The sequence below is a fragment of the Streptomyces sp. RP5T genome (assembly GCF_003933965.1).
Taxonomy (GTDB): domain Bacteria; phylum Actinomycetota; class Actinomycetes; order Streptomycetales; family Streptomycetaceae; genus Streptomyces.
In genome coordinates, this window is record NZ_RSAJ01000037.1 from 1 (window position 1) to 19008 (window position 19008).

Annotated in this window: 15 protein-coding genes and 1 pseudogene; 3 read left to right on the forward strand and 13 right to left on the reverse strand. The window is 69.2% G+C overall.

Going from position 1 to position 19008, the window contains the following annotated elements; all coding sequences use genetic code 11:
- On the reverse strand, positions 1 to 204 hold a 204-nt coding region (locus EHS43_RS47445; RefSeq protein WP_260470415.1), incomplete at its 3' end, for a hypothetical protein.
- Here EHS43_RS47445 and EHS43_RS06550 point away from each other — a divergent pair.
- Positions 107 to 1479 (forward strand): annotated as a pseudogene (locus EHS43_RS06550) (cellulose binding domain-containing protein). The gene EHS43_RS47445 and the pseudogene EHS43_RS06550 sit on opposite strands and share 98 nt — an antisense overlap.
- A 183-nt stretch (positions 1480 to 1662) precedes the next feature.
- Entirely contained in the window at positions 1663 to 2154 is a 492-nt protein-coding gene (locus EHS43_RS06555) for a hemerythrin domain-containing protein (RefSeq protein ID WP_125189587.1), read from the forward strand.
- A gap of 101 nt (positions 2155 to 2255) precedes the next feature.
- Here the strand turns inward: EHS43_RS06555 and EHS43_RS06560 are convergent, their stop codons facing one another.
- The 4 genes from EHS43_RS06560 to EHS43_RS06575 form a co-directional block, all read right to left on the reverse strand.
- Positions 2256 to 3032, reverse strand: a complete 777-nt coding sequence (locus EHS43_RS06560) for an NPP1 family protein (protein WP_125189588.1) — start codon at positions 3030 to 3032, stop codon at positions 2256 to 2258.
- 355 nt (positions 3033 to 3387) lie between these two features.
- The gene (locus EHS43_RS06565; RefSeq protein ID WP_125189589.1) at positions 3388 to 4212 is read right to left on the reverse strand and encodes a carbohydrate ABC transporter permease; all 825 of its coding nucleotides are present in this window, start codon (positions 4210 to 4212) and stop codon (positions 3388 to 3390) included.
- Entirely contained in the window at positions 4213 to 5187 is a 975-nt protein-coding gene (locus tag EHS43_RS06570; RefSeq protein ID WP_260470411.1) for a carbohydrate ABC transporter permease, read from the reverse strand. It abuts the gene before it with no gap.
- Positions 5184 to 6563, reverse strand: coding sequence for an ABC transporter substrate-binding protein (locus EHS43_RS06575; RefSeq protein ID WP_125189590.1), 1380 nt, complete (start codon positions 6561 to 6563; stop codon positions 5184 to 5186). Before EHS43_RS06575 ends, EHS43_RS06570 begins: the two co-directional genes overlap by 4 nt.
- Positions 6564 to 6973: 410 nt before the next feature.
- Between EHS43_RS06575 and EHS43_RS06580 the strand changes: the two genes are divergently transcribed.
- Positions 6974 to 8029: a LacI family DNA-binding transcriptional regulator gene (locus tag EHS43_RS06580; protein ID WP_260470412.1), complete on the forward strand. Its 1056-nt coding sequence runs from the start codon at positions 6974 to 6976 to the stop codon at positions 8027 to 8029.
- 78 nt (positions 8030 to 8107) lie between these two features.
- Here EHS43_RS06580 and EHS43_RS06585 read toward each other — a convergent pair whose 3' ends face one another.
- From EHS43_RS06585 to EHS43_RS06620, 8 genes are all read right to left on the reverse strand, one after another.
- Entirely contained in the window at positions 8108 to 9058 is a 951-nt protein-coding gene (locus EHS43_RS06585; protein WP_125189591.1) for a glycoside hydrolase family 68 protein, read from the reverse strand.
- 144 nt (positions 9059 to 9202) lie between these two features.
- Positions 9203 to 10228: a LacI family DNA-binding transcriptional regulator gene (locus EHS43_RS06590; protein WP_125189592.1), complete on the reverse strand. Its 1026-nt coding sequence runs from the start codon at positions 10226 to 10228 to the stop codon at positions 9203 to 9205.
- 143 nt (positions 10229 to 10371) lie between these two features.
- Positions 10372 to 12390, reverse strand: a complete 2019-nt coding sequence (locus EHS43_RS06595; RefSeq protein ID WP_125189593.1) for a beta-galactosidase — start codon at positions 12388 to 12390, stop codon at positions 10372 to 10374.
- Positions 12387 to 13184, reverse strand: a complete 798-nt coding sequence (locus EHS43_RS06600; RefSeq protein ID WP_260470414.1) for a carbohydrate ABC transporter permease — start codon at positions 13182 to 13184, stop codon at positions 12387 to 12389. Before EHS43_RS06600 ends, EHS43_RS06595 begins: the two co-directional genes overlap by 4 nt.
- Positions 13185 to 13237: 53 nt before the next feature.
- A complete protein-coding gene (locus EHS43_RS06605) occupies positions 13238 to 14206 on the reverse strand; it encodes a carbohydrate ABC transporter permease (protein WP_125189595.1) in 969 nt (322 codons plus the stop codon).
- A gap of 46 nt (positions 14207 to 14252) precedes the next feature.
- A complete protein-coding gene (locus EHS43_RS06610) occupies positions 14253 to 15560 on the reverse strand; it encodes an ABC transporter substrate-binding protein (RefSeq protein WP_125189596.1) in 1308 nt (435 codons plus the stop codon).
- Positions 15561 to 16217: 657 nt separating this feature from the next.
- Positions 16218 to 17378, reverse strand: a complete 1161-nt coding sequence (locus tag EHS43_RS06615; protein WP_125189597.1) for an ROK family transcriptional regulator — start codon at positions 17376 to 17378, stop codon at positions 16218 to 16220.
- Positions 17379 to 17435: 57 nt separating this feature from the next.
- Positions 17436 to 18962, reverse strand: a complete 1527-nt coding sequence (locus EHS43_RS06620; RefSeq protein WP_125189598.1) for an alpha-L-fucosidase — start codon at positions 18960 to 18962, stop codon at positions 17436 to 17438.
- Positions 18963 to 19008 lie beyond the last annotated feature (46 nt).

Here is a 19008-nt window from a genome sequence, read left to right on the forward strand (position 1 = left end):
GCCCTGGCCCGTTCCGGGAATCACCCCCACCTTTCTGGAAGGATCAACGATGAGATCCAGCAAGAGCCGGTTGCGCGCAACCACAGCCACCGTCATCGCTGTCGCCATGGGCGTTGCCGCGCTCACCGCGCTCCCGTCCACCGCGAACGCGGCCGCCGACGGCCTGAGCGTCCAGTACCGGACCAGCGCGAGCGGAGCCGGCACCGATCAGGCGGAACCCTGGTTCAAGGTGAGGAACACCGGCACCAGCAGCGTCTCCCTGCAGAACGTCAAGATCCGCTACTACTTCAAAAGGCGGACTCCGCGAACGCCGCGTACCGCTACGCCTGTTCCTGGGCCGTCAAAGGCTGCGCCAACATCACCGGCACCTTCGGCACGCTCACCCACCCCACCGCCACAGCGGACCGCTACCTGGAGATCGGCTTCACCTCCGGGGCCGGCTCTCTCGCGCCCGGCGCCGACACCGGCGACATGCAACTGCGCTTCTACCAGTCGACGTGGGCCCCGCTGAACCAGAGCGACGACTACTCCTTCGGAGCCTCCCAGACCTCGTACGCCGACTGGTCCAGGGTCACGGCCCAACTCGCCGGCACCACGGTGTGGGGCCAGGCCCCCGCCGGCAACGACCCGACGGATCCGCCCACCGACCCTCCCACCGATCCTCCGACAGGCGGCGCCACCCTGTTCGACGACTTCAACTACACCAGCCACGCCGATCCGAGGATCTCGGCGAACGGCTGGAACGTACGCTCCAACTCCGGTGGCCCCGGCGTCTCCGGCGCCACCTGGGCCCCGGAGAACGTCACCTTCTCCACCTCCGGCGGCAACTCCGCCATGAACCTGGAGGCCTCGACCGCCGGCACCGGAGCGAGCACCGAACAGGCCGAGATCCTCACCAAGGCGATGAAGTTCAGGAACGGAACCTACGCGGCCCGCGTCAAGTTCAGCGACGCCCCCAAGTCCGGGCCGGACGGTGACCACGTCGTCCAGACCTTCTTCACCATCAACGACCTCACAGCACCCATGGCGGACGACTACGCCGAGTACGACTTCGAGTACCTGCCCAACGGCGGCTGGGGCGAGCCCTCCGACATCCTCTACACCACGTCCTGGGAGACCTACCAGGCTGACCCCTGGGTGGCGGTCAACCAGCACAGCGAGAGCCGCCAGAGCTACGCCGGCTGGCACGACCTGGTCCTGACCATCGACGACAGCAGCATCAAGTACTACATCGACGGCCGGCTCTTCGGCACCCATGACGCCGCTTACCTGCCGGAGCGACCCATGTCCATCAACTTCAACCAGTGGCTGATCGATTTCGGCGGGCTGACCAGCGGCACCCCCCGTGCCTACGACGAGCAGGTCGACTACGTCCTGCACGTCAAGGACCAGGTCCTCACGCCGTCACAGGTCACCTCCAAGGTGGCGGCGTACCGCAGCGCGGGCACCACGTTCCAGGACGACGTCCCCGCCCGGTGACCTGTCTTCCCTGCGTGCCGGGGTCCGACGAGCCGCCTTCACAAGGCTCGTCGGACCATATTCGTAACTCTGCGTAGTCGCCCGAGAGCTTCTCGATATCCGGCCAAAACATTCCGCTGAACATCGCAGGACGGGGTAACCGGATGCCTGCAAGGTCCCCGCACGAAAGTGATGCCTACCCCCATGGCGCAGACACGAGACGTAGTTGAACTGATCCTCCAGGACCACCGGAAAATGGAGGATCTCTTTCGCCTGATGCGCAGCGTCGAAGCCGACCGGGCTGCCGCCCTTCGGGAATTCTCCGATCTGCTGATCGCCCATGCCCTGGCGGAAGAGGCGAAGGTGTATCCCGCTCTGAAGCGCTACAAGAAAATCGACGACGACGAGGTGGAACACGGCGAGGAGGAGCACGAGGAGGGCAACAAGGCGCTCCTGGAACTCCTGGAAGTCGATGAGGTCGGCTCCGAGGAGTGGGACGAGAAGCTGGAAGAACTCGTGCAGGCCGTCACGCACCACGCGGACGAGGAGGAGCGCACCATCCTGAACGGGGCGCGCGAGAGCGTGGCCATGGAGCGTCGCGAGGAACTGGGTGACGCGTTCCTGGAAGAACGCGAGCGGCAGCTCAAGGCAGGCTGCGGCGCCCTCGACAATGTGCGGGACATCGTCGGCTCCTGATCGCATTTCCCTCTGGACATGCCTGGGTCCCCCGGATATCTCCGGGGGACCCGTACGAATTCAGGGGACCCGCGATTCCGCGCCGCGCTATCAGACCGCTGTCAGGCGTACGGGGCGAAGGGGATGTCGCTCGGCTTGGCCTTGTTGAGGTGGTCGGCGAACTTGGAGTCCTGGAGCGGGAAGTTCGCGTCGCCCCAGTCGGAGGCGTTCAGAATGCCGCGCAGGTTGGAGGCCATGTTGTCCCAGGTGAGCAGGTTTTCCTGGTGCCAGGCGCCGGTGTCGTTCTCCGGGGTCTCACCCCACTTCGCGAACCGGAAGGCATGGGTCGAGGCGCCGTCCTTGTGGTAAACCGCCTCGACGCGTTGGCCGTTCATCGGGACGTCGGCGATCGGGTGGGTACTGAAGCCGCCGTGCGCGGAGGCCGACAGGTACGAGGGCAGGGCGTCGCCCTCCTTGACCCAGACCACCATGCACTCCCAGTCGTGACGGTGGCCGATGCCGGGCGAGGCCTCGTCCTTCTCGAAGTAGCTGGCGTAGATGATCCCGCACCAGCCGTTGTTGCACTTGGCGCGCGAGTAGGTGTTGGCGTGACCGAGGTGGCCGGAGCGGCACTCACCGGTGATCGGGCCCGTCGGCTTGAGACCGCCGTTCAGGTTGCCGTCCGGGTCGATGGCGGCAGCCGGGTAGCAGCTGTCCGAGTCGAAGTCGTAGACCGGCTCGAAGTTCTTCTGGAACGCGGTCGCGTTCTCGGGCAGGTTGGGCATCACCCCGGCAGAGGCGCTGCCGGGAAGGGTGAGGGCGAGGGCGGCGGCACCGCACACTGTGGCGGCGGCCCTGGTGAGGCGGCGGGGTCCGGTGCTGGTGACTGCACGGGGCATGGGGGGCTCCAGTCGACGGTTCGGTGGTCCCGGACATGACATCCGAGGGCCGAGCCGAAGACTCGCAGGCCGTGGGCACCGTAGAAAGGCTTTTCTGCAAACTCGCGAGGGCACCTCGTCGAACTGATCGGCAAGGCAGTGCCCCTCGGCCTCGGCCCCGGCATACATCGGGATCCTTCACCTGCGCCGAGGCGCCGCCACGCGTGTGCGCCAACGAGGCGACGCCGAGCGGGACTTCGTCCAGGGGTCCGGCTCGCGGCCGGCGCACATCTCCCCTACCCCGTTCCAGGTCATCACCGCCGCCGCATTCGACACGGCCGGCCGGGCACGGGCCGCCGCGCTCCGCACCCTTGCCTCAGCCCTTGACCGACCCCTGCAACAGCGCGCTGATGAACTGCCGTTGGAAGATGAGGAAGAGCACCAGGGTCGGAGTGAGGATCAGCAGGGACCCCGCGCACAGCAACACCAGATCCGTGCCCCACTGTCCCTGGAACGCGCCCAGCGCGCCCGCCATGGTCCGCTTGGCGGGATCGTCGACGAGCACGATGGACAACAGGAACTGGTTCCAGGTCCACAGGAACAGCAGGATCGTCAGGGACGAGATGGCGGGCCGGGCCAGCGGGATGTGGATCCGGCGGAACAACTGCCAGGTCGTCGCGCCGTCGACCCGGGCCGCCTCCGACAACTCCTTCGGCACGTTGAGGAAGTGGGCGCGCATCCAGTACACCGAGAAGGGCATGTAGAGCCCGATCAGCGGGAGGATGATGGCCCACCGGGTGTTGAGCAGGCCCAGGTCCCTGATCTGGTAGTAGATCGGGGTGATCACGGCCTCGAACGGCATGGTCAGGCCGAGCAGCAGCACACCCATCGCGACCGCGCCGCCGCGCACCTTGAGGTGTCCCAGGCCGAAGCCGGCCAGCGTCGCTATGAAGACGGCGGCCGGCACCACGCCCGCCACGATGAGGAGGCTGGACTTCAGCAGGGCACCCATGTTGGCCACGTCGAAGGCGTCGACGAAGTTGTGCCAGTGCGGGTCCGAGGGCCATTCCAGCCCGGAGGGGACCGTACCCCTCGGCTGCAGGGCGGCCGAGAGCATGCTCACGAAGGGCAGCAGGGTGACCACCATGAGCAGGACGAGGAAGACCCTGCCGGTGATCGCCTCGCGTCGGCTGATGTTCATTCACTTGCCCTCTCGCGACAGGCGCTGGATCGGCAGCACACAGACCAGGACCAGCAGCATGAGCACCACGGCGAGTGCCGAGGCCAGGCCGACCTGCCGCTGCGCGAAGGCCAGCCGGTAGATCTCCAGGCCCGGCACGGTCGTGGCCGTGCCGGGGCCGCCGCTCGTGGAGATGTAGACGATGTCGAAGCTGGCCAGGGCGGCGATGACGGTCACGGTCAGGCAGATGCCGACCTCCCGGCGCAGGCTCGGCAGCGTGACGGCGAAGAACTCGCGCACCGAGCCCGCTCCGTCGATCCTCGCCGCCTCGTACAGCGCAGGGTCGATCTTGCTCATCCCGGTCACCAGCAGAATGGTGCACAGGCCGAGCAGCACCCAGGCACCGATCACGCCCACCGCCGGCAGGGCCGTGTCGAACTCGCCCAGCCAGGCGCGGGAGTAGCGGTCGAGGCCGACGGAGTTCAGGACCTGGTTGACGATTCCGGTCGTGCTCAGGACCCAGCTCCACGCGATGCCCGCGGCCACCAGCGGGATGATCTGCGGAAGGAAGAGGATCGTGCGGGCCGCCGCCCCGAGCGGACCCTTGCTGACCCGGTGGATGAGGCTCGCCACGAGCAGGCCGAGACAGACCGGGACGAAGCTGAAGAAGATGATCAGCACGAAGGCGTGCAGGATGATCTCCAGGAGGTCCGGATCGGTCAGCACGGTGCGGTAGTTGTCGAGGCCGACCCATTGCGAGGGGCCGATGCCGTCCCACCGGTAGAGCGAGTACTGCATGGTCGTCAGCAGGGGCCTCAGGACGAAGAACCCGTACACCGCCAGCGCCGGGAGAACGAAGAGCCAGCCGCGCCAGCGGGTCCTGTCGGCTCCCCGCAGGGCGCGGGGAGCCCGGCGGGCCGGGGTCTGCACCGGCTCCGCGGCACTTGCCGGCGAGGTCCTCGCCGACCGTCCGCGTGCCGCGCCCGTCTGCGTCACTGCGACAACTCCTTCTCGTACTCCTTCTGTACGGCCTTCACGTAGCCCTCAGGGGTCTGCTGACCGACGATCAGCTTCTGGAGCTCGGGCGTGATGGCCGAAGCGAAGATCGATCCCGTCGCGTTGGCCGTGAAGTCCACCGCGCCGTTCTCGGCGGCAAGTTGCTGCGAGGCCTCAAGGGTCGAGGCGAGGACCGAGCCCTCCTTGGCCTTCGGCACCGCGAGGTCGGCCGGGCCACCGGGGCTCGAACCGCCCACGTCCACCAGGATCTTGCGGGCCTTGGCGTCGGTGTGGAGCCAGTTGAGGAAGTAGGCGGCCTCGTTCGGGTGCTTGGCCCGCGCGCCGATTCCGAAGGTGTTCGGAGAGGACATCGCCACGTGGCGGCCGCTCGCGCTCTCGGACGGGAAGAGGAAGAAGCCGACGTTGCCGGGCATCTTGGTGTCCAGGTTCGCGGACTCCCAGTCGCCGTTGAACATGAACAGGCCCTGGCCCTTGGCGAAGTCACCCACCATGGTGGTGTAGTCGATGGCGTTCGCGTCCTTGGGGAAGTACCCGGCCTTCGCCCACTTCTCGATGGTCCGCGCGGCCTTCAGGGAGGCCGGGGTGTCGAAGGTGGCTCCCGGCTTCTGGAAGATCCAGTCGTTGACCTCGGCCGGGTCGGTGAACTGGTTCTGCAGCGCCTGGTAGGGGAAGTTGATGCCGGCGGTGTTCTTGTTGAACTGCATGATCGGCTGGACGCCGGCCTTCTTCGTCCGGGCCAGCAGGCTCTCGAACTCGGCCACCGTGGCGGGTGGCTTGGTCATGCCGACCTTCGCCGCCAGGTCCTTGTTGTAGAACACACCCGTGACGCTGTAGCCGAGACCCGCGCCGTACAGCGGACCCGAGCCCCGCTGTCCGTCCTTGTTCACGCGCAGCTGGGCCAGCTGGGAGGCGGGGAACTTGTTCCAGTCGTAGGCCTTGACGTACGCGTCCAGGTTCTTCAGCAGGCCGTCCTTGACCAGGTCGACCATGGTGGGCAGCCGGATGACGTCCGGGGCGTTGTCCCCGGACAGCACGCGGGGCGCGTTCTCGACCAGGACGGTGAACTGGTCCTCCCGCACCTTGAACGTCACGTTCGGATGCTGGCGGGTGAACTCGTCGGCCAGGGCCTTGGCCAGCGGGAACCCGGTCTCGGCGTACATCTGCAGCGTGACCTTGCCCTTGCCCAGCGAGGTGGTCACCGCGCTGTCGTCGGAGGAGGCCGTGTCCCCGGAGCCCGGGGCGCTGCACGCCGCGCCCAGAAGCGTCAGCGGAAGCACCACGGCCGGCGCGAGCCGCCCTCGCCAGGGGTGTTGACGGGACCGTCCGGCCGGGCGCCCGGCCTTGCCTTCGTACATGGAGGACTCCTTGCGTGTGTCACGGGTGGGGAGGATCCGTGCGATCCACCCGTCGTGCTCGGTCGGCGGAACCGGTGCCGGAGCTGATGCCCTCCGGGCCGCTCCGGCAGGGCCCGTGGGGAAGCCGCGACAGCCGGATCCGATGACCGTCCCACCGTCGTCACCGGCGGGACGGTGGGGTGGAAGGGAACGGGGAGAGTGTTGCCAAGGCGGGTTTTACGGGTGCTAAATAGATTTAGCAGCGAGCATGGGCCCTGCCCCGAACCGTGTCAAGGATCGAGGAGGTAACGCCTGGGCAACGCCGGGTTCATCGACCGGCAGTGTCCGCGGAGCATCGCGAGGGGGTGCGGCACCCCTGCGCGCCCGGTGCGAGCAGCCGCCCTTGTCGTTTCGATTGCTTGAGGAGTGCGATGACCCGGCGACGTGTCACCATGTCCGACGTGGCCCGCAGGGCGGGGGTGTCGACGACCACCGCGTCGTTCGTACTCGCCGGCCGACAGGACATGCGTATCTCGGCGGAGGCCGAGGAACGTGTACGGCTGGCCGCCGGCGAGCTCGGGTACCGGCCCAACCTGACGGCCCGCGGCCTGCGCACCTCGGTGACCCGGACCGTCGCCCTGATCTCGGACACCATCGCCACCACGCAGTTCGCCGGCGAGGTGATCCACGGTGCGCTCGACGCGGCCGGGGCCGCCGACCACGTGCTCTTCATCGCGGAGACCGAGGGCGACCCCGGCATCGAGATCCAGCTCGTGGAGGGGATGCTGGACCGTCAGGTCGACGGTTTCGTCTACGCCACCATGTACAGCCGGAAGGTCCGCATCCCCGAGGCCCTGCGCGACTCCCGCGTGGTGCTGCTCAACTGCTACGAGGACGAGGCTCGCGCTCCCTGCGTCCTGCCCGACGAGTTCAACGCAGGACGGGACGCGGCGGCGGTCGTGCTGGCGGCCGGACACACTGCGGGAATCCACGTCATCGGCGGACGCCACATGACGGCGGAGACGCCTGACGGAGTCTGGGCGGGCCTGGAGCGGATGCGGGGTGTCGAGGAGGCCATGGCGCGGGCCGGCGTCCGGCTCGACGGGGTGGCGGAGTGCGACTGGCAGCCCGAGGACGGTCACCGCGAGGTACGGCGCCTCCTCGCGGCCGGAACCGTGCCCCGGGCCTTGATCTGCCTCAACGACCGTGTCGCGCTCGGCGCCTACCAGGCGCTCCAGGAGGCGGAGTTGCGCGTCCCGGACGACGTGTGTGTCGTCTCGTTCGACGACTCGGACCTGGCGACCTGGCTGCGGCCCCGGCTGACCAGTGTCGCCCTCCCCCACTACGGGCTGGGCCGGACCGCCGTGGAGGTACTGCTCGACGGCGCGGCCGATCCCGCCGTCCACCGCATCGCCATGCCGGTGAGGCTTCGCGCTTCCCACGCGGCCGTCGTGCCGTCGGGCGAGGCCGCGCACAAGGCCGTCTGAACGGCAGAGGGCCCACGGGCACGCAGGTCGGCGGCACGCGCGGGAGTGGAGTGCGGGCCGGCCGGCCGCACAAGGGCTTCACCGGACGGGCTGCAGCCCGTCGGAGGGTGTGTAGCGCACCGGCACGGGATCGGTGAGTTCACCGACGAACGCCCCGTCCCGCTCGTTGACGAACCCGATGAGCTGCCAGGCGCCCTCGGGCTCCTGGACGAGGCGCGGCGCGTAGAGCCCGGGGCATGTGACGGGCTTCGCCGCGGTCATGTCCCAGGGACCCGTGAGGGAGCGTCCGGGCACGGACCACACACGGTGCTCGGTGCCGCTGTCGGGGTCCTCGGACGTGTTGGTGCAGAACAGCAGGAGAGGCTGGCCGTCCACGACGGCCACCTGGGGTACCTCCAGGTGGCCGAACCCGGCGGGCTCGGTGACGGGGGGCCCGACCTCCCAGTCGACCAGGTTGTCCGAGCGGGCGTGTCCGATGACGCCGCGGCCGCCCGCCGGGCCACTCCCGAGACGGGCGGTGATCAGCATGTGCCAGCCCGCCCCCGCCGGGTCCGGGAACACCCACGGATCACGCCATGCCTCTTCGTACCAGGTCCCCGTCGTCGACGCCGTGCCGTCGAGACGCTCGTACCAGAGCGGGTCCGCCTCGACCAGGGCCTTGGTGCCGTGCCGGTGCCAGGTGTGCAGGTCGTCCGAGACCGCCAGGCCGATCCGCTGGACCAGACCGTCCTCGGCCCTGCTCACCCCGGTGTAGAACATGTGCCAGACGCCGTCGGGCCCGCGGACCACCGATCCCGTCCAGGTGGCCAGGTCGTCCCAGGACGGACCGTCCGCGGCGACGAGCGCGTCGGCGCACATCTGCCAGGCGCGCAGGTCGTCGGAGACGGCGTGGCCCACGGAGGCGCGCCGGTGACGCCGGTCGGGGTCCAGCAGCGCGCGGGAGGCGCGCAGGAAGAAGGCGTGATGGCGCCCGTCGTCGTCCCTGGCATACCAGCTGTCCCAGACCCAGTGATCGGGCAAGCGCAGCATCAACGACCCTCCTTTGCAGACGATGAAGGAAAGCTAACAGGGTAAATCGTTTTATCAAAGCGTCGTCCAGGAAAAGGACGGCAGGGGGCGAAGGCGCGGCGGCGTACGGTGCGGTCAGTCGCGGGGCGGTCAGTCCCGGAGCGGTCAGTCCCGGGGCGGGGCGACGGACGCCCGCTCACGCAACGGCATGGGAACCCAGCGGGTGCCCGGCCGCAGATCCCAGTCGAGCAGCATCTCCACGGCGAGCCGCCCCATGGCCTCGTGCGGCAGGACGGCCGTGGTCAGGCCCGGGCGCAGCCAGCCCGCGATGGGGTCGTCGTCGAACGAGACGACGGAGACGTCCTCGGGGATCTTCAGGCCCGCCTCGCCGAGGGCCTGGTACGCGCCGAGGGCCAACCGGTCGTTCATGCAGATGATGCCGCGGGTGAGGGTCCGCCGCCGCAGCAGCGCCCGCATCGCCTCGTACCCCTCCTCGGGTTCCCATGCCTCCGCACGGCCGCCCGGGGTCAGCCGTACGCCGTAGTGGGCCAGGGCGCGCCGGATGCCGCGCAGGCGTGGCCCGGCGGCGAGCGATCGACGGGGGTCGCGCTCGAGCGCCTCGGCCCGCCCGATCACGGCGACACGGCGGTGGCCGTGCTTCATCAACTCCATCGCCACGCTGTGGCCCGCGCCCTCGTCGTCGGGCAGCACCGAGGCGACGGCGTCGGCGCTGTCACCGTTGAGCAGCACCGTGGGCCGGTTCGACATGGCCGGCGGGACGGACAGCCGCCGGCATGCCATGGCGGCGTAGACGAAGCCGTCGATCTGACGGTCGAGCATGGCCTCCACGGCCTGCTGTTCGGTGTCGGGGTCGCCCTGCGTCTCCGCGATGAGCATGACGTGTTCCCGTTCGCGGGCCGCGTCCAGGGCGCCGCGGATCATGTCCCCCGCGAAACGGGTCGTGGCGACGACGTCCGAGACGAAGGCGATGGTCGCGGTCTTCTGGGTGCGCAGGCTGCGGGCGGCCACGTTGGGCCGGTAGCCGAGTTCGTCCGCGGCGGCGAACACCCGGGCCTGCGCCTCCTCGGAGATCCTGATCCCGGGCCGCCGGTTCAGCACCAGCGACGCCGCGGTGACCGAGAGGCCGGCATGCCGCGCCACATCCGCCAGTGTGGTCCTGCCCCGAGCCATGCGCACTTCCTTCCTCGCCCCGTGTCATCTTCGCCCATGAATGGCTTCTGGCGGGATGCGGCGTCGCGATCACGGCACCGGGGTCGGCCCTCCTTCCGGGACGGGCGGCATCCGCGAACAGGACAGGGCGGGCTCCTCAGGGTTCAGGTGCAGCTCCGGTCTCCTGACCTCACGACCCGTACCTCTCGGGCCGGTACACGCAGCTCCCCGCCGACGGGTTCGCCGGTGAGCATCTCCTGGCCCCGTGCCGTGACGGTCGCTTCGTCGTCGGCGTGGTTGACGAAGAAGGTGAACGTCTCTTCGTCGTTGTGACGCACCAGCACTTCGAGCCCTGCCGGCACGTCCGCCGGGGCGGTGTGCGGCACCAGGGAACGTGCCAGAGCGAGCAGGGCGTCGTGGTCGAGACCGGCCGAGACGTAGACCGCACGCCCCCCGGCCCCGACCGCGCGTGAGGTGATCGCAGGACGGCCGCTGAGGTCACCCCCGGTGTAGCGGGCGATCACTTCGGCGTCCCCCACCCGCAGGAGCTCGGTCCACTCGGTGCCGGACCATCCGTTGTCGAGGGTGAACGTCTCGGCCTCCTGGAGCGGCCGGAACTCCTCGCACCAGGCGCCCAGGAGCTCGCGGAAGGCGCCGGGAAAGCCGCCGGTCCGCACCTGGTCGTGTTCGTCGACGATGCCCGACAGGAAGCCCACCACGACCGTGCCGCCCGCCTCGGCGTAGGTCCTCACCCGCGCCGCGGTGTCGTCGTCGGTCAGGAAGAGCGCCGGTATGACGAGCACCTCGTACCCCGTGAGGTCCGCCCACGGTGCGAGCACCTCGATGCTCTCGTTCAGCCGCCAGAACGCGTGATGCCAGTCCCGGACGATTCGGCCGTAGGCGAGGTGGTTGTTCGGCTTGACTCCCTTCGTCATCGCCCAGCCGGCCTCGTCGTCGAAGAGGATCCCGACCCGGGCCCGGGGAGTGCGTGAGCCCATCACCGGGGCGAGGCGCCGCAGATACCGGCCCAGTGTGCACACGTCGCGGTAGACGTCGGTGTCCTCGCCCGCGTGGGGCACCATCGCCGAGTGGAACTGCTCCGCGCCGGCCCGGGAGGCGCGCCACTGGAAGAACAGGATGCCGTCGGCGCCGTGACCCACATGACTCAGGCTGTTGCGGATCAGCTCTCCGCGCGTCTTGGCACGGTTGCGCGGCTGCCAGTTGACGGCGCTGGTCGAGTGCTCCATGAGCATCCAGGGGCGGCGCTCGGTCGTCATCGCCCGCATGCGGTCTCCGGAGAAGGCCACGTCCTGCTCGGGCAGCGGGTCCGCGGAGCGCGTGTAGTGGTCGTTGGCGACGATGTCCATGTGGCGTGCCCACCGGGGGTAGTCCACGACGTCGGGCTCGGCGCCCGCCATGAAGTTCGTGGTGACCGGCAGATCGGGCGTGACGCTCTTGAGTACGTCGCGCTCGGCCAGGTAGTGCGCCAGCAGTTCGTCGGAGGAGAAGCGGTCGAAGTCCAGGACGAGGGACGGATTCTTCGAGTCGTTGCCGCGGGGCGGGATGATGTGGGCGAAGTCGCGGTAGGTGTGGCCCCAGAAGGCGGTCCCCCAGGCCTTGTTCAACGCGTCGAGGGTTCCGTACCTGTGTCGCAGCCAGTCGCGGAACGCCGCCGCCGAGGTGTCGCAGTGACAGCGGCCGTTGCCGCCGCCCAGTTCGTTGCTGACGTGCCACATCACGACATGCTCGCGGTGACCGTAGCGATCGGCGAGAGCACGCACGATCCGGAGCGCGTAGGTGCGGAAGACCGGGCTGCTCGGGCACCAGCCGAGACGGGCGCCGGGCCAGTGCGGCCGCATGTCGTGGTCGACGGGGTGGATCTCGGGGTGTTTCGCCAGCAGCCAGCCCGGGGGCGCGGCCGTCGGTGTGGCGAGGTCGATGGCGATGCCGTTGGCCCCCAGGAGGTCGACGATCTCGTCCATCCAGTCCCAGTCGAACTCTCCGTCGGCGACCTCGACGAGCCCCCAGGAGAAGATGCCGAGCGAGACCAGGTTGACGCCGGCGCGCGTCATCAGCCGGACGTCTTCCTTCCATACGTCCCTGTCCCATTGTTCGGGGTTGTAGTCGGCGCCGTAGCTGAGCCCGGGTGTGGGCCAGGCGTTGTCGAGGTGGGACCAGGTCATCCTTTGACTCCTCCAGCGATGAGGTCGAGGCGCCAGAACCGTTGCAGGAACAGCACCAGGGCGATGAGGGGCACGATCGCGAGGGCGGCGCCGGTGATGGCGAGCGTGTACAGGGACGGCGAGCCGGCGCCGCGTTCGAGCAGGGAGTTCAGCCCCACCGTGAGGGGGAAGGTCCGGGTGTCGGAGAGCATGATGTACGGCAGCAGGAAGTTGTTCCAGATGCCGACGAACTGCAGCAGGAACACCGTCACCATCCCCGGTGCCATGAGGGGGAGCACGACGCTGCGGAAGATCCGCCACTCGCCGGCGCCGTCGATGCGGGCGGCTTCGAGCATCTGCGCCGGGATGGCGCTCGCGGCGTAGACCCGGCACAGGTAGATGCCGAAGGGGCTGAGGATGCTCGGGAGGAGCACCGACCACTGGGTGCCGGCCAGGTGCAGGTCCGACAGCAGCAGGTACTGCGGCACCGCGAGGGTGATGCCGGGAATGAGCAGCCCCGCGAGGATGGCCCCGAAGAAGATCCGGCCGCCCCGGAAGGCGAACTTCGCCAGGGCGTAGCCGGCGGAGGCCGACACGAGCGTCGACAGGGCGCCGCCGACGCCGGCGTACAGGAGCGAGTTCAGCGCCCACAGTCCGTAGGCGCCTCCGTCGTAGGAGAAGAGGTCGCCGAGGTTGTCGAGCAGACCGCTGCCGGGGGCGAACGTGAAGGAGTCGAACAGCTCGCCCGGAGCCTTGCTGGCGGCGACGAACACCCAGGCCACGGGGAGGAGACAGTAGAACGCGCCCGCCAGCATGAGGAGCGTGGGGATGATCTTGGTTCGTTCGCGTGACACTTCGTTGACCGCGCTCATCGCATGCCCCGCCTCGTCGAGGCGCGGACCAGCGCGAGGACTGCGATCGACACCAGCGCGGTGCCGAGGGCGAGGACGATCGACGCCGCCGCGGCATCGTGGAGATCATCGAGGGCGAAGGCGTCCTGGTAGATCGACATGAGGGGAGCCCACGTGGTGGAGATGGTGTTCGTCAGGGGTTTGAGCATCAGCGGCTCGCCGTAGAGCTGGAGAGTTCCCAGCAACGCGAAGATCCCGGTCAGGACCAGCGCCGGCCCGACCAGCGGCACCTTGATACGGAGGGCGATCCGGATCTCGTCGGCTCCGTCCAGGCGGGCCGCCTCGATCAGTTCGTGGGGGATGCTGCGCAACGCCGTGTATATGACGAGCATGTTGAACCCCGTCCCGCCCCAGACGGAGATGTTGGCGAGCGACCCGTAGATCCCGCTCGGCCCGAGGAAGGGGATGTCCCCCCAGCCCAGGGACCGTGTGACATGCGAGAAGGGGCTCGTCCCCGCCAGATACATGAACCCCCACATGAGCGCGGCCACGACACCGGGTACGGCGTAGGGGATGAAGATCGCGGTGCGTGTGAAGCGCCGCATCCCGACTCCCGGTGCGTCCAGCAGCAGGGCGAACAGCAGCGCGAGCCCGAGGGTGAACGGCACGGCGATGATTCCGTACAGCGCCAGGTTCCTGAGCCCCGCGGCCAGTTGGGTGTCGTCGAAGACCGAGACGTAGTTGCCGAACCAGACGAACACCGTGGACCGGGTGCCCAGGGGGCCGCCGCCGGTCCGCCGCTGGGCGTAGAAGCTGGAGCCGAGCGCGTACATCACGGGGATCACCGTGAAGCCGGTGTACAGCACCATCGCTGGTGCGCTGAACAGGTAGGGCGCGATGTTCCGGCGCAGGCGGCGACGCGCCGGGGGCCGGTGCGCCGCCGCCACCGTCCGGCTGTGCTGATCGGCAACTGCCGTACTGCTCATGCTGATTCCCTCTCTGACGCTCCGCGCTCTGCCCGGACGCGCGGTCCTAGCCCTCGCTGACCTTGAATCCCTGCTTCTTCAGGTCGTTCACGACCGCTTTCTGCGTGACGGTCAGGACGTCCGCCCATGACGAGCCGTTGTGTACGGCCGCGTTCATCGCGTCCGTGAACGCGGTCGCCGCGACATCGGTGTTCGGGCCCCAGGTCACCGGGCGGGTGTGCTTGGCGATGCCGGCGACGACCTTGTAGTAGTCGGACTGCTCGGGCATGAGGGCCGGGGGCTTCTGCGACGTGGCGGCCTTCTGGCCCGACAGGGCCGCGGGATAGCCGTTCTGCACGTTGAGGATCATCTTCGCGCCCTGGTCACCGGCGTTGAGCCACTTCGCGAACTCGGCGGCTTCCTCGGGGTGGCTGGACTTGGAGGTGACGACGACGGACGAGCCGCCCTGGAACGAGACGGTCGGGTCGTCCGCGTTCCACCGGGGCAGGGGTGCGAGGGCCCACTTGCCGGCGGTCTTCGGCGCCACTCCGTAGACGACGCCGGGAGCCCAGACGGCGGAGGGCCAGGACAGCATCGTGCCGTTGTTCAGCTGCTGGTTGTACGTCGGCGTCAGGATCGGATCGGCCGCGATGAGCCCGTCCTCGTACATGCCCTGGAAGAAGTCCATCATCGTGCGGGAGTGCGCACCGTCGATGCCGACCGTCCACGTGTCCCCGTGGACCGACCACCAGTCGTCGCCGGCCTGCGCCGCCACGGCGGCGTACCAGCCCCACCCGTCGGTGCTCAGGGACGCCATCGTGAGCTTCGGGTTCCTGGCCTTGATCGTGGCAGCCGCCTTGCGGTAGTCCTCCCATGTCACCGGCGCTTTGACGCCGTACCTGTCGAAGACGTCCTTGCGATAGAGCAGCGCCATGGGACCGACGTCCTGGGGCAGCGCGTACGTGCGGCCGCCGAAGGTCGTCTGCGCCCAGGAACCGGGCGAGTAGTTCTTCCGGACGTCGGACACGTAGTCGGTGATGTCCAGCGGCGCACCCGCGACGATCATGCGCGGCAGTGCGGTGTTCTCCACGAGGGCGAGGTCGGGTGCGTTGTCCGCTCGCATCGCGGCCAGCAGCTTGGCGGACGACTGCTCGCCGCCACCGGCGTCGGTGTGAACGACACGGATGTTCGGATGCGTGCGGTTGAACTCCGCGACTTCCTTCGCGCTCCCGGGCGCCCACGCCCAGTACCGCAACGTGACCTTCCCTCCGTCGGACGTGGCGGCGCCTCCGCCCGAGCAGGCGGAAGCGAGGAGAGAGGTGACGACTGCCACGGCCGCAACGGCCAAGGTCGTGCGGAACTTCCTGACGCGCATGGAGTCTCCCTTGACTCGGAGGGGACATGGCCTCTCGCGGCGACGAGCATCACTCGCCTCTCACGAGTTTGTCAATGGAGGTGACAAACTCCGGTGTGCGTGGCATTCCAGCCACCTTCGCGATCGCGGACCACGCACCCGGGGCACTGCAAACGGGACACGACCGGCAGTCGGGGCGGTCAACGCCACTGCACACGCATGGCTGGTAGGCGTCCGAAAGCCGGCAGAAGGGCCTTTCGTCCGGGGGCTGCGCGTGCGTGGAGCCAACCTCGGAAAGCAGGTCCGACCTGCTGTGCGGGGCAGTTGGGGCCGCGCGCACGAAGACGGGGAGCCCTTCCCCCGATGGCGCGCGTCATCGGCCCAGGTGGACCGTGGTGATGTCCGGGAAAGCCCTGCCACGAGCGGGAGTCAACGGATCGTCGGAGGTGACATCGGTTCGGACCGCTGCCCGACGAGATCTCCGAGCGCAGAACAGACACGGCAACGCCCCGCCACGACGGTGCAGGGCAGCACCGGACGGGGTCCCGCGACCGCAGCCGTCCTCGGCGGGCGGGCACGCGAACGAAGCACCGGGTGGCGGCAGTTCGCTTCGTCACCAAGCGCCACCCATGGCACCACCCGTCCACGGGCCGTGCCCGCCGACGGGCACCGCGGGACTCAGCGGTCGTACTCGGCGAGCCGCCGGTACAGGGCCAGGCCGGCCGCCGCTCGCGCCCACTCGAGGAAGTCGAACACCGTGACCTCGACGATCGGCGGTTCCGGCGCCAGGTACACGCCGCGCAGGCCCTCCTCGAAGTCTCCGTCGCGCGAGTCCAGGATCGACGGGCTGTCGCCCGTCAGGATCACCTTGTCGGGGTCGAGCAGGTTCAGGACGTGTCCGGCCGCCGCACCGATTCCGCGCGCGGCGCGCGCCAACCGCTCGCGTGCCGCCTGCTCACCCGCCTGGGCGCGGGCAAGGACGTCGGCCAGACTCCGGGCACCGGTGACGTCCTGCACGATCGAGGTGACGGAGCTCTCCGCCCAGAGGCAGCCACGGTGGCCAAGAGGACACCTCGCGCCATCGGATGCCACCCGCACGTGGGAGAATCTTCCCGCCCTGCGGTGCGCACCAAGGATGATCTTGCGGTCGGCGACCAGTCCGAACCCGATGTCCCTCCCGAGCGAGATGAGCGCCATGCTGTCCTGCCCTTCGGCGAGCCGCGGCCACTGCTCGAAGGCGGTCAGGGCCACGACGTCGTCCTCGACCCACACCGGGACGCCGAAGAGCTCCTCCCACTCCAGACGGACCACCTCGGGCACCACGGCGTGCAGGCCCATGCCCTCGGCCGCCCCGTCGATCCGCTCCGTGGACCCGCACACGGCCAGTGCGGCCACCCGCAGCCCGTCGGCCTTCGCCTCGACGAGCCACTTGCGGCAGTGGGCGCCGATGACGGACGTGTCGAGCTCGCCGACAGGCTGTCGCCGCTCCCAGACCACCGTGTTGGCCAGATCGATTCCCGCGACGACCAGCTCGTCCGCACGCACGTGTACACCGAGGAAGTGGAAGAGATCGGTCCGTGCGAGCAGCATGTCCGCGGGCCGCCCCGTGCTGGCCCTCTGCTCCCTGCCGCCCTCGACGATGAGCCCCGCGGCCTCCAGGTCGCGTGCGATCGCCGTCATGCGGGTGCGGGACAGACCGAGCTTCTTCGCCACCTCGCTCTTGGAGAGTCCACCGTTCCACAGGATGCGGTTGTAGGCCGACTGCGTCGTCGGATGCAGCCGGGGCCATCCGGGATCGGCCCCGGGGGCCGCGGTGAGGTCGTCAGGTGCGCTCGTCATGAGTACATCCAACACAGTCCCGGCGACTGCCTGCTACGGCACGGCCCCGCCCGGTCCTCAGCCGCGAGGCCACGCACCGGCGGCATCGATCACCGCCAGGGTACGGATCGCCGGACGGCCGCGGGACGCCTCGATCCTGACCCTGACCGCGTCCACGACCGTCGGCTCAAAGCGCAGGATGCGCTGGTGGCCGACCGAGTTCGCCTCCGCCAGCACGCGTTCGCGGCCGTCGGACACGCCGATCACCGCGACCCGCTCGACGCGTTGGCCCTGGGTGATGTCCTCGCGGATGACCACCGCGCCGACCTCGGTGGAGTCGGCGAGGGTGAGCGAGAGGACCGGCATCTCGTCGAACGCCTCCGGACGCCACACGTACGGCACCGCCGCGTCCCCGTCCAGGCGGGCCAGGGCGGACCGGTCGCCCCGCGGCTCCCCCGCTCCGGTACGCGGCTTCCCGGACGACATGTCGACGTCCGCGTGCAGCACTCCGTCACGGAACGCCCGGATGCGTTCGCCGAGCCCCTTCAGGGCGGCGACGTCGGGATCGGCCAGGAGGCCGCGGCGGTCGGGCGGGACGTTGAGCAGGAGGCACGCGTTGCCTCCGACCGCGTCACACCACAGCGCGAAGAGTTCGTCGGCGGAGCGGACGGAGCTGTCCTCGTGCGGGTGGTGGAACCAGCCCGGCCGGATGGACGTGTTCACCTCGGCGGGGTACCACACGAGATCGTCCAGCCGGCCGGCAAGAGCCTTCCGACTGCCCAGATCCTCGTCGTCGCTCCGGACGAGGCGGGAGAAGACTCCGTCGTCGGCATGCTGCGAGCGATCGGCGATCCGTTCGGCATCGCGGAGTGCGGCGGGTACGACACTCCATTCGTCAGGCCTGGTGTGCCCGGCCTCGTTTCCGCACCACCTGACGTCCGGGCCGCAGACCGAGATCACCGCACCGGGTTGCAGCCGCCGTACGACCGCGTAGTAACGCTCCCAGTCGTACACTTGGCGCGGACCGTCGGGGCCCTCGCCGTTGGCACCGTCGAACCAGACCGAGAACACCTCGCCGTACCAGGACAGCAGCTCCTCCAGCTGACGCACGAAGAAGTCGTCGTAGGCCCTGCCCGAGCCGTACGTCGCCTCCGTGCGGTCCCAGGGGGACAGGTAGATGCCGAACTTCAGACCGTGCCGGCGTGCGGCGTCGGCCACGAGTGCGACCAGGTCGGCCTTTCCGCCCCGCCATCGCGAGGCGGCGACGGTGTGCGCGGTCGCCCGTGAGGGCCAGAGGCAGAAGCCGTCATGGTGCTTGGCGGTGAGGATGGCACCTGTCATCCCCGCCGCGGCCAGCGCCGACATCCACTGGTCGACGTCCAGGCAGGCCGGGTCGAACAGCGTCGGATCCTCGCCGCCCAGTCCCCACTCGCGATCCGTCATCGTGTTCATGCCGAAGTGGAGGAAGGCGTAGAACTCCATCGACTGCCACGCCACCTGCCGCGCGCTGGGCCGCACCGCGGTGAGCAGCCTGATCCCGTCGCCGGCGTCACGAGCATGGCGGACGTCGCGGGCCGGAGGAGGGGGCGCGATGTGATCGGTCATTCGGGTCCCGTTCGTCAGCGATCCATGTTTGTCACCTCAGTTTACA

Bases quoted from the DNA above. Each gene is read 5' to 3' on its own strand.
- EHS43_RS06555 (WP_125189587.1), top strand. From the start codon at position 1,663: ATGGCGCAGACACGAGACGTAGTTGAACTGATCCTCCAGGACCACCGG.
- EHS43_RS06560 (WP_125189588.1), bottom strand. From the start codon at position 3,032: ATGCCCCGTGCAGTCACCAGCACCGGACCCCGCCGCCTCACCAGGGCC.
- EHS43_RS06565 (WP_125189589.1), bottom strand. From the start codon at position 4,212: ATGAACATCAGCCGACGCGAGGCGATCACCGGCAGGGTCTTCCTCGTC.
- EHS43_RS06575 (WP_125189590.1), bottom strand. From the start codon at position 6,563: ATGTACGAAGGCAAGGCCGGGCGCCCGGCCGGACGGTCCCGTCAACAC.
- EHS43_RS06580 (WP_260470412.1), top strand. From the start codon at position 6,974: ATGACCCGGCGACGTGTCACCATGTCCGACGTGGCCCGCAGGGCGGGG.
- EHS43_RS06585 (WP_125189591.1), bottom strand. From the start codon at position 9,058: ATGCTGCGCTTGCCCGATCACTGGGTCTGGGACAGCTGGTATGCCAGG.
- EHS43_RS06590 (WP_125189592.1), bottom strand. From the start codon at position 10,228: ATGGCTCGGGGCAGGACCACACTGGCGGATGTGGCGCGGCATGCCGGC.
- EHS43_RS06595 (WP_125189593.1), bottom strand. From the start codon at position 12,390: ATGACCTGGTCCCACCTCGACAACGCCTGGCCCACACCCGGGCTCAGC.
- EHS43_RS06600 (WP_260470414.1), bottom strand. From the start codon at position 13,184: ATGCTGGCGGGCGCGTTCTACTGTCTCCTCCCCGTGGCCTGGGTGTTC.
- EHS43_RS06605 (WP_125189595.1), bottom strand. From the start codon at position 14,206: ATGAGCAGTACGGCAGTTGCCGATCAGCACAGCCGGACGGTGGCGGCG.
- EHS43_RS06610 (WP_125189596.1), bottom strand. From the start codon at position 15,560: ATGCGCGTCAGGAAGTTCCGCACGACCTTGGCCGTTGCGGCCGTGGCA.
- EHS43_RS06615 (WP_125189597.1), bottom strand. From the start codon at position 17,378: ATGACGAGCGCACCTGACGACCTCACCGCGGCCCCCGGGGCCGATCCC.
- EHS43_RS06620 (WP_125189598.1), bottom strand. From the start codon at position 18,962: ATGACCGATCACATCGCGCCCCCTCCTCCGGCCCGCGACGTCCGCCAT.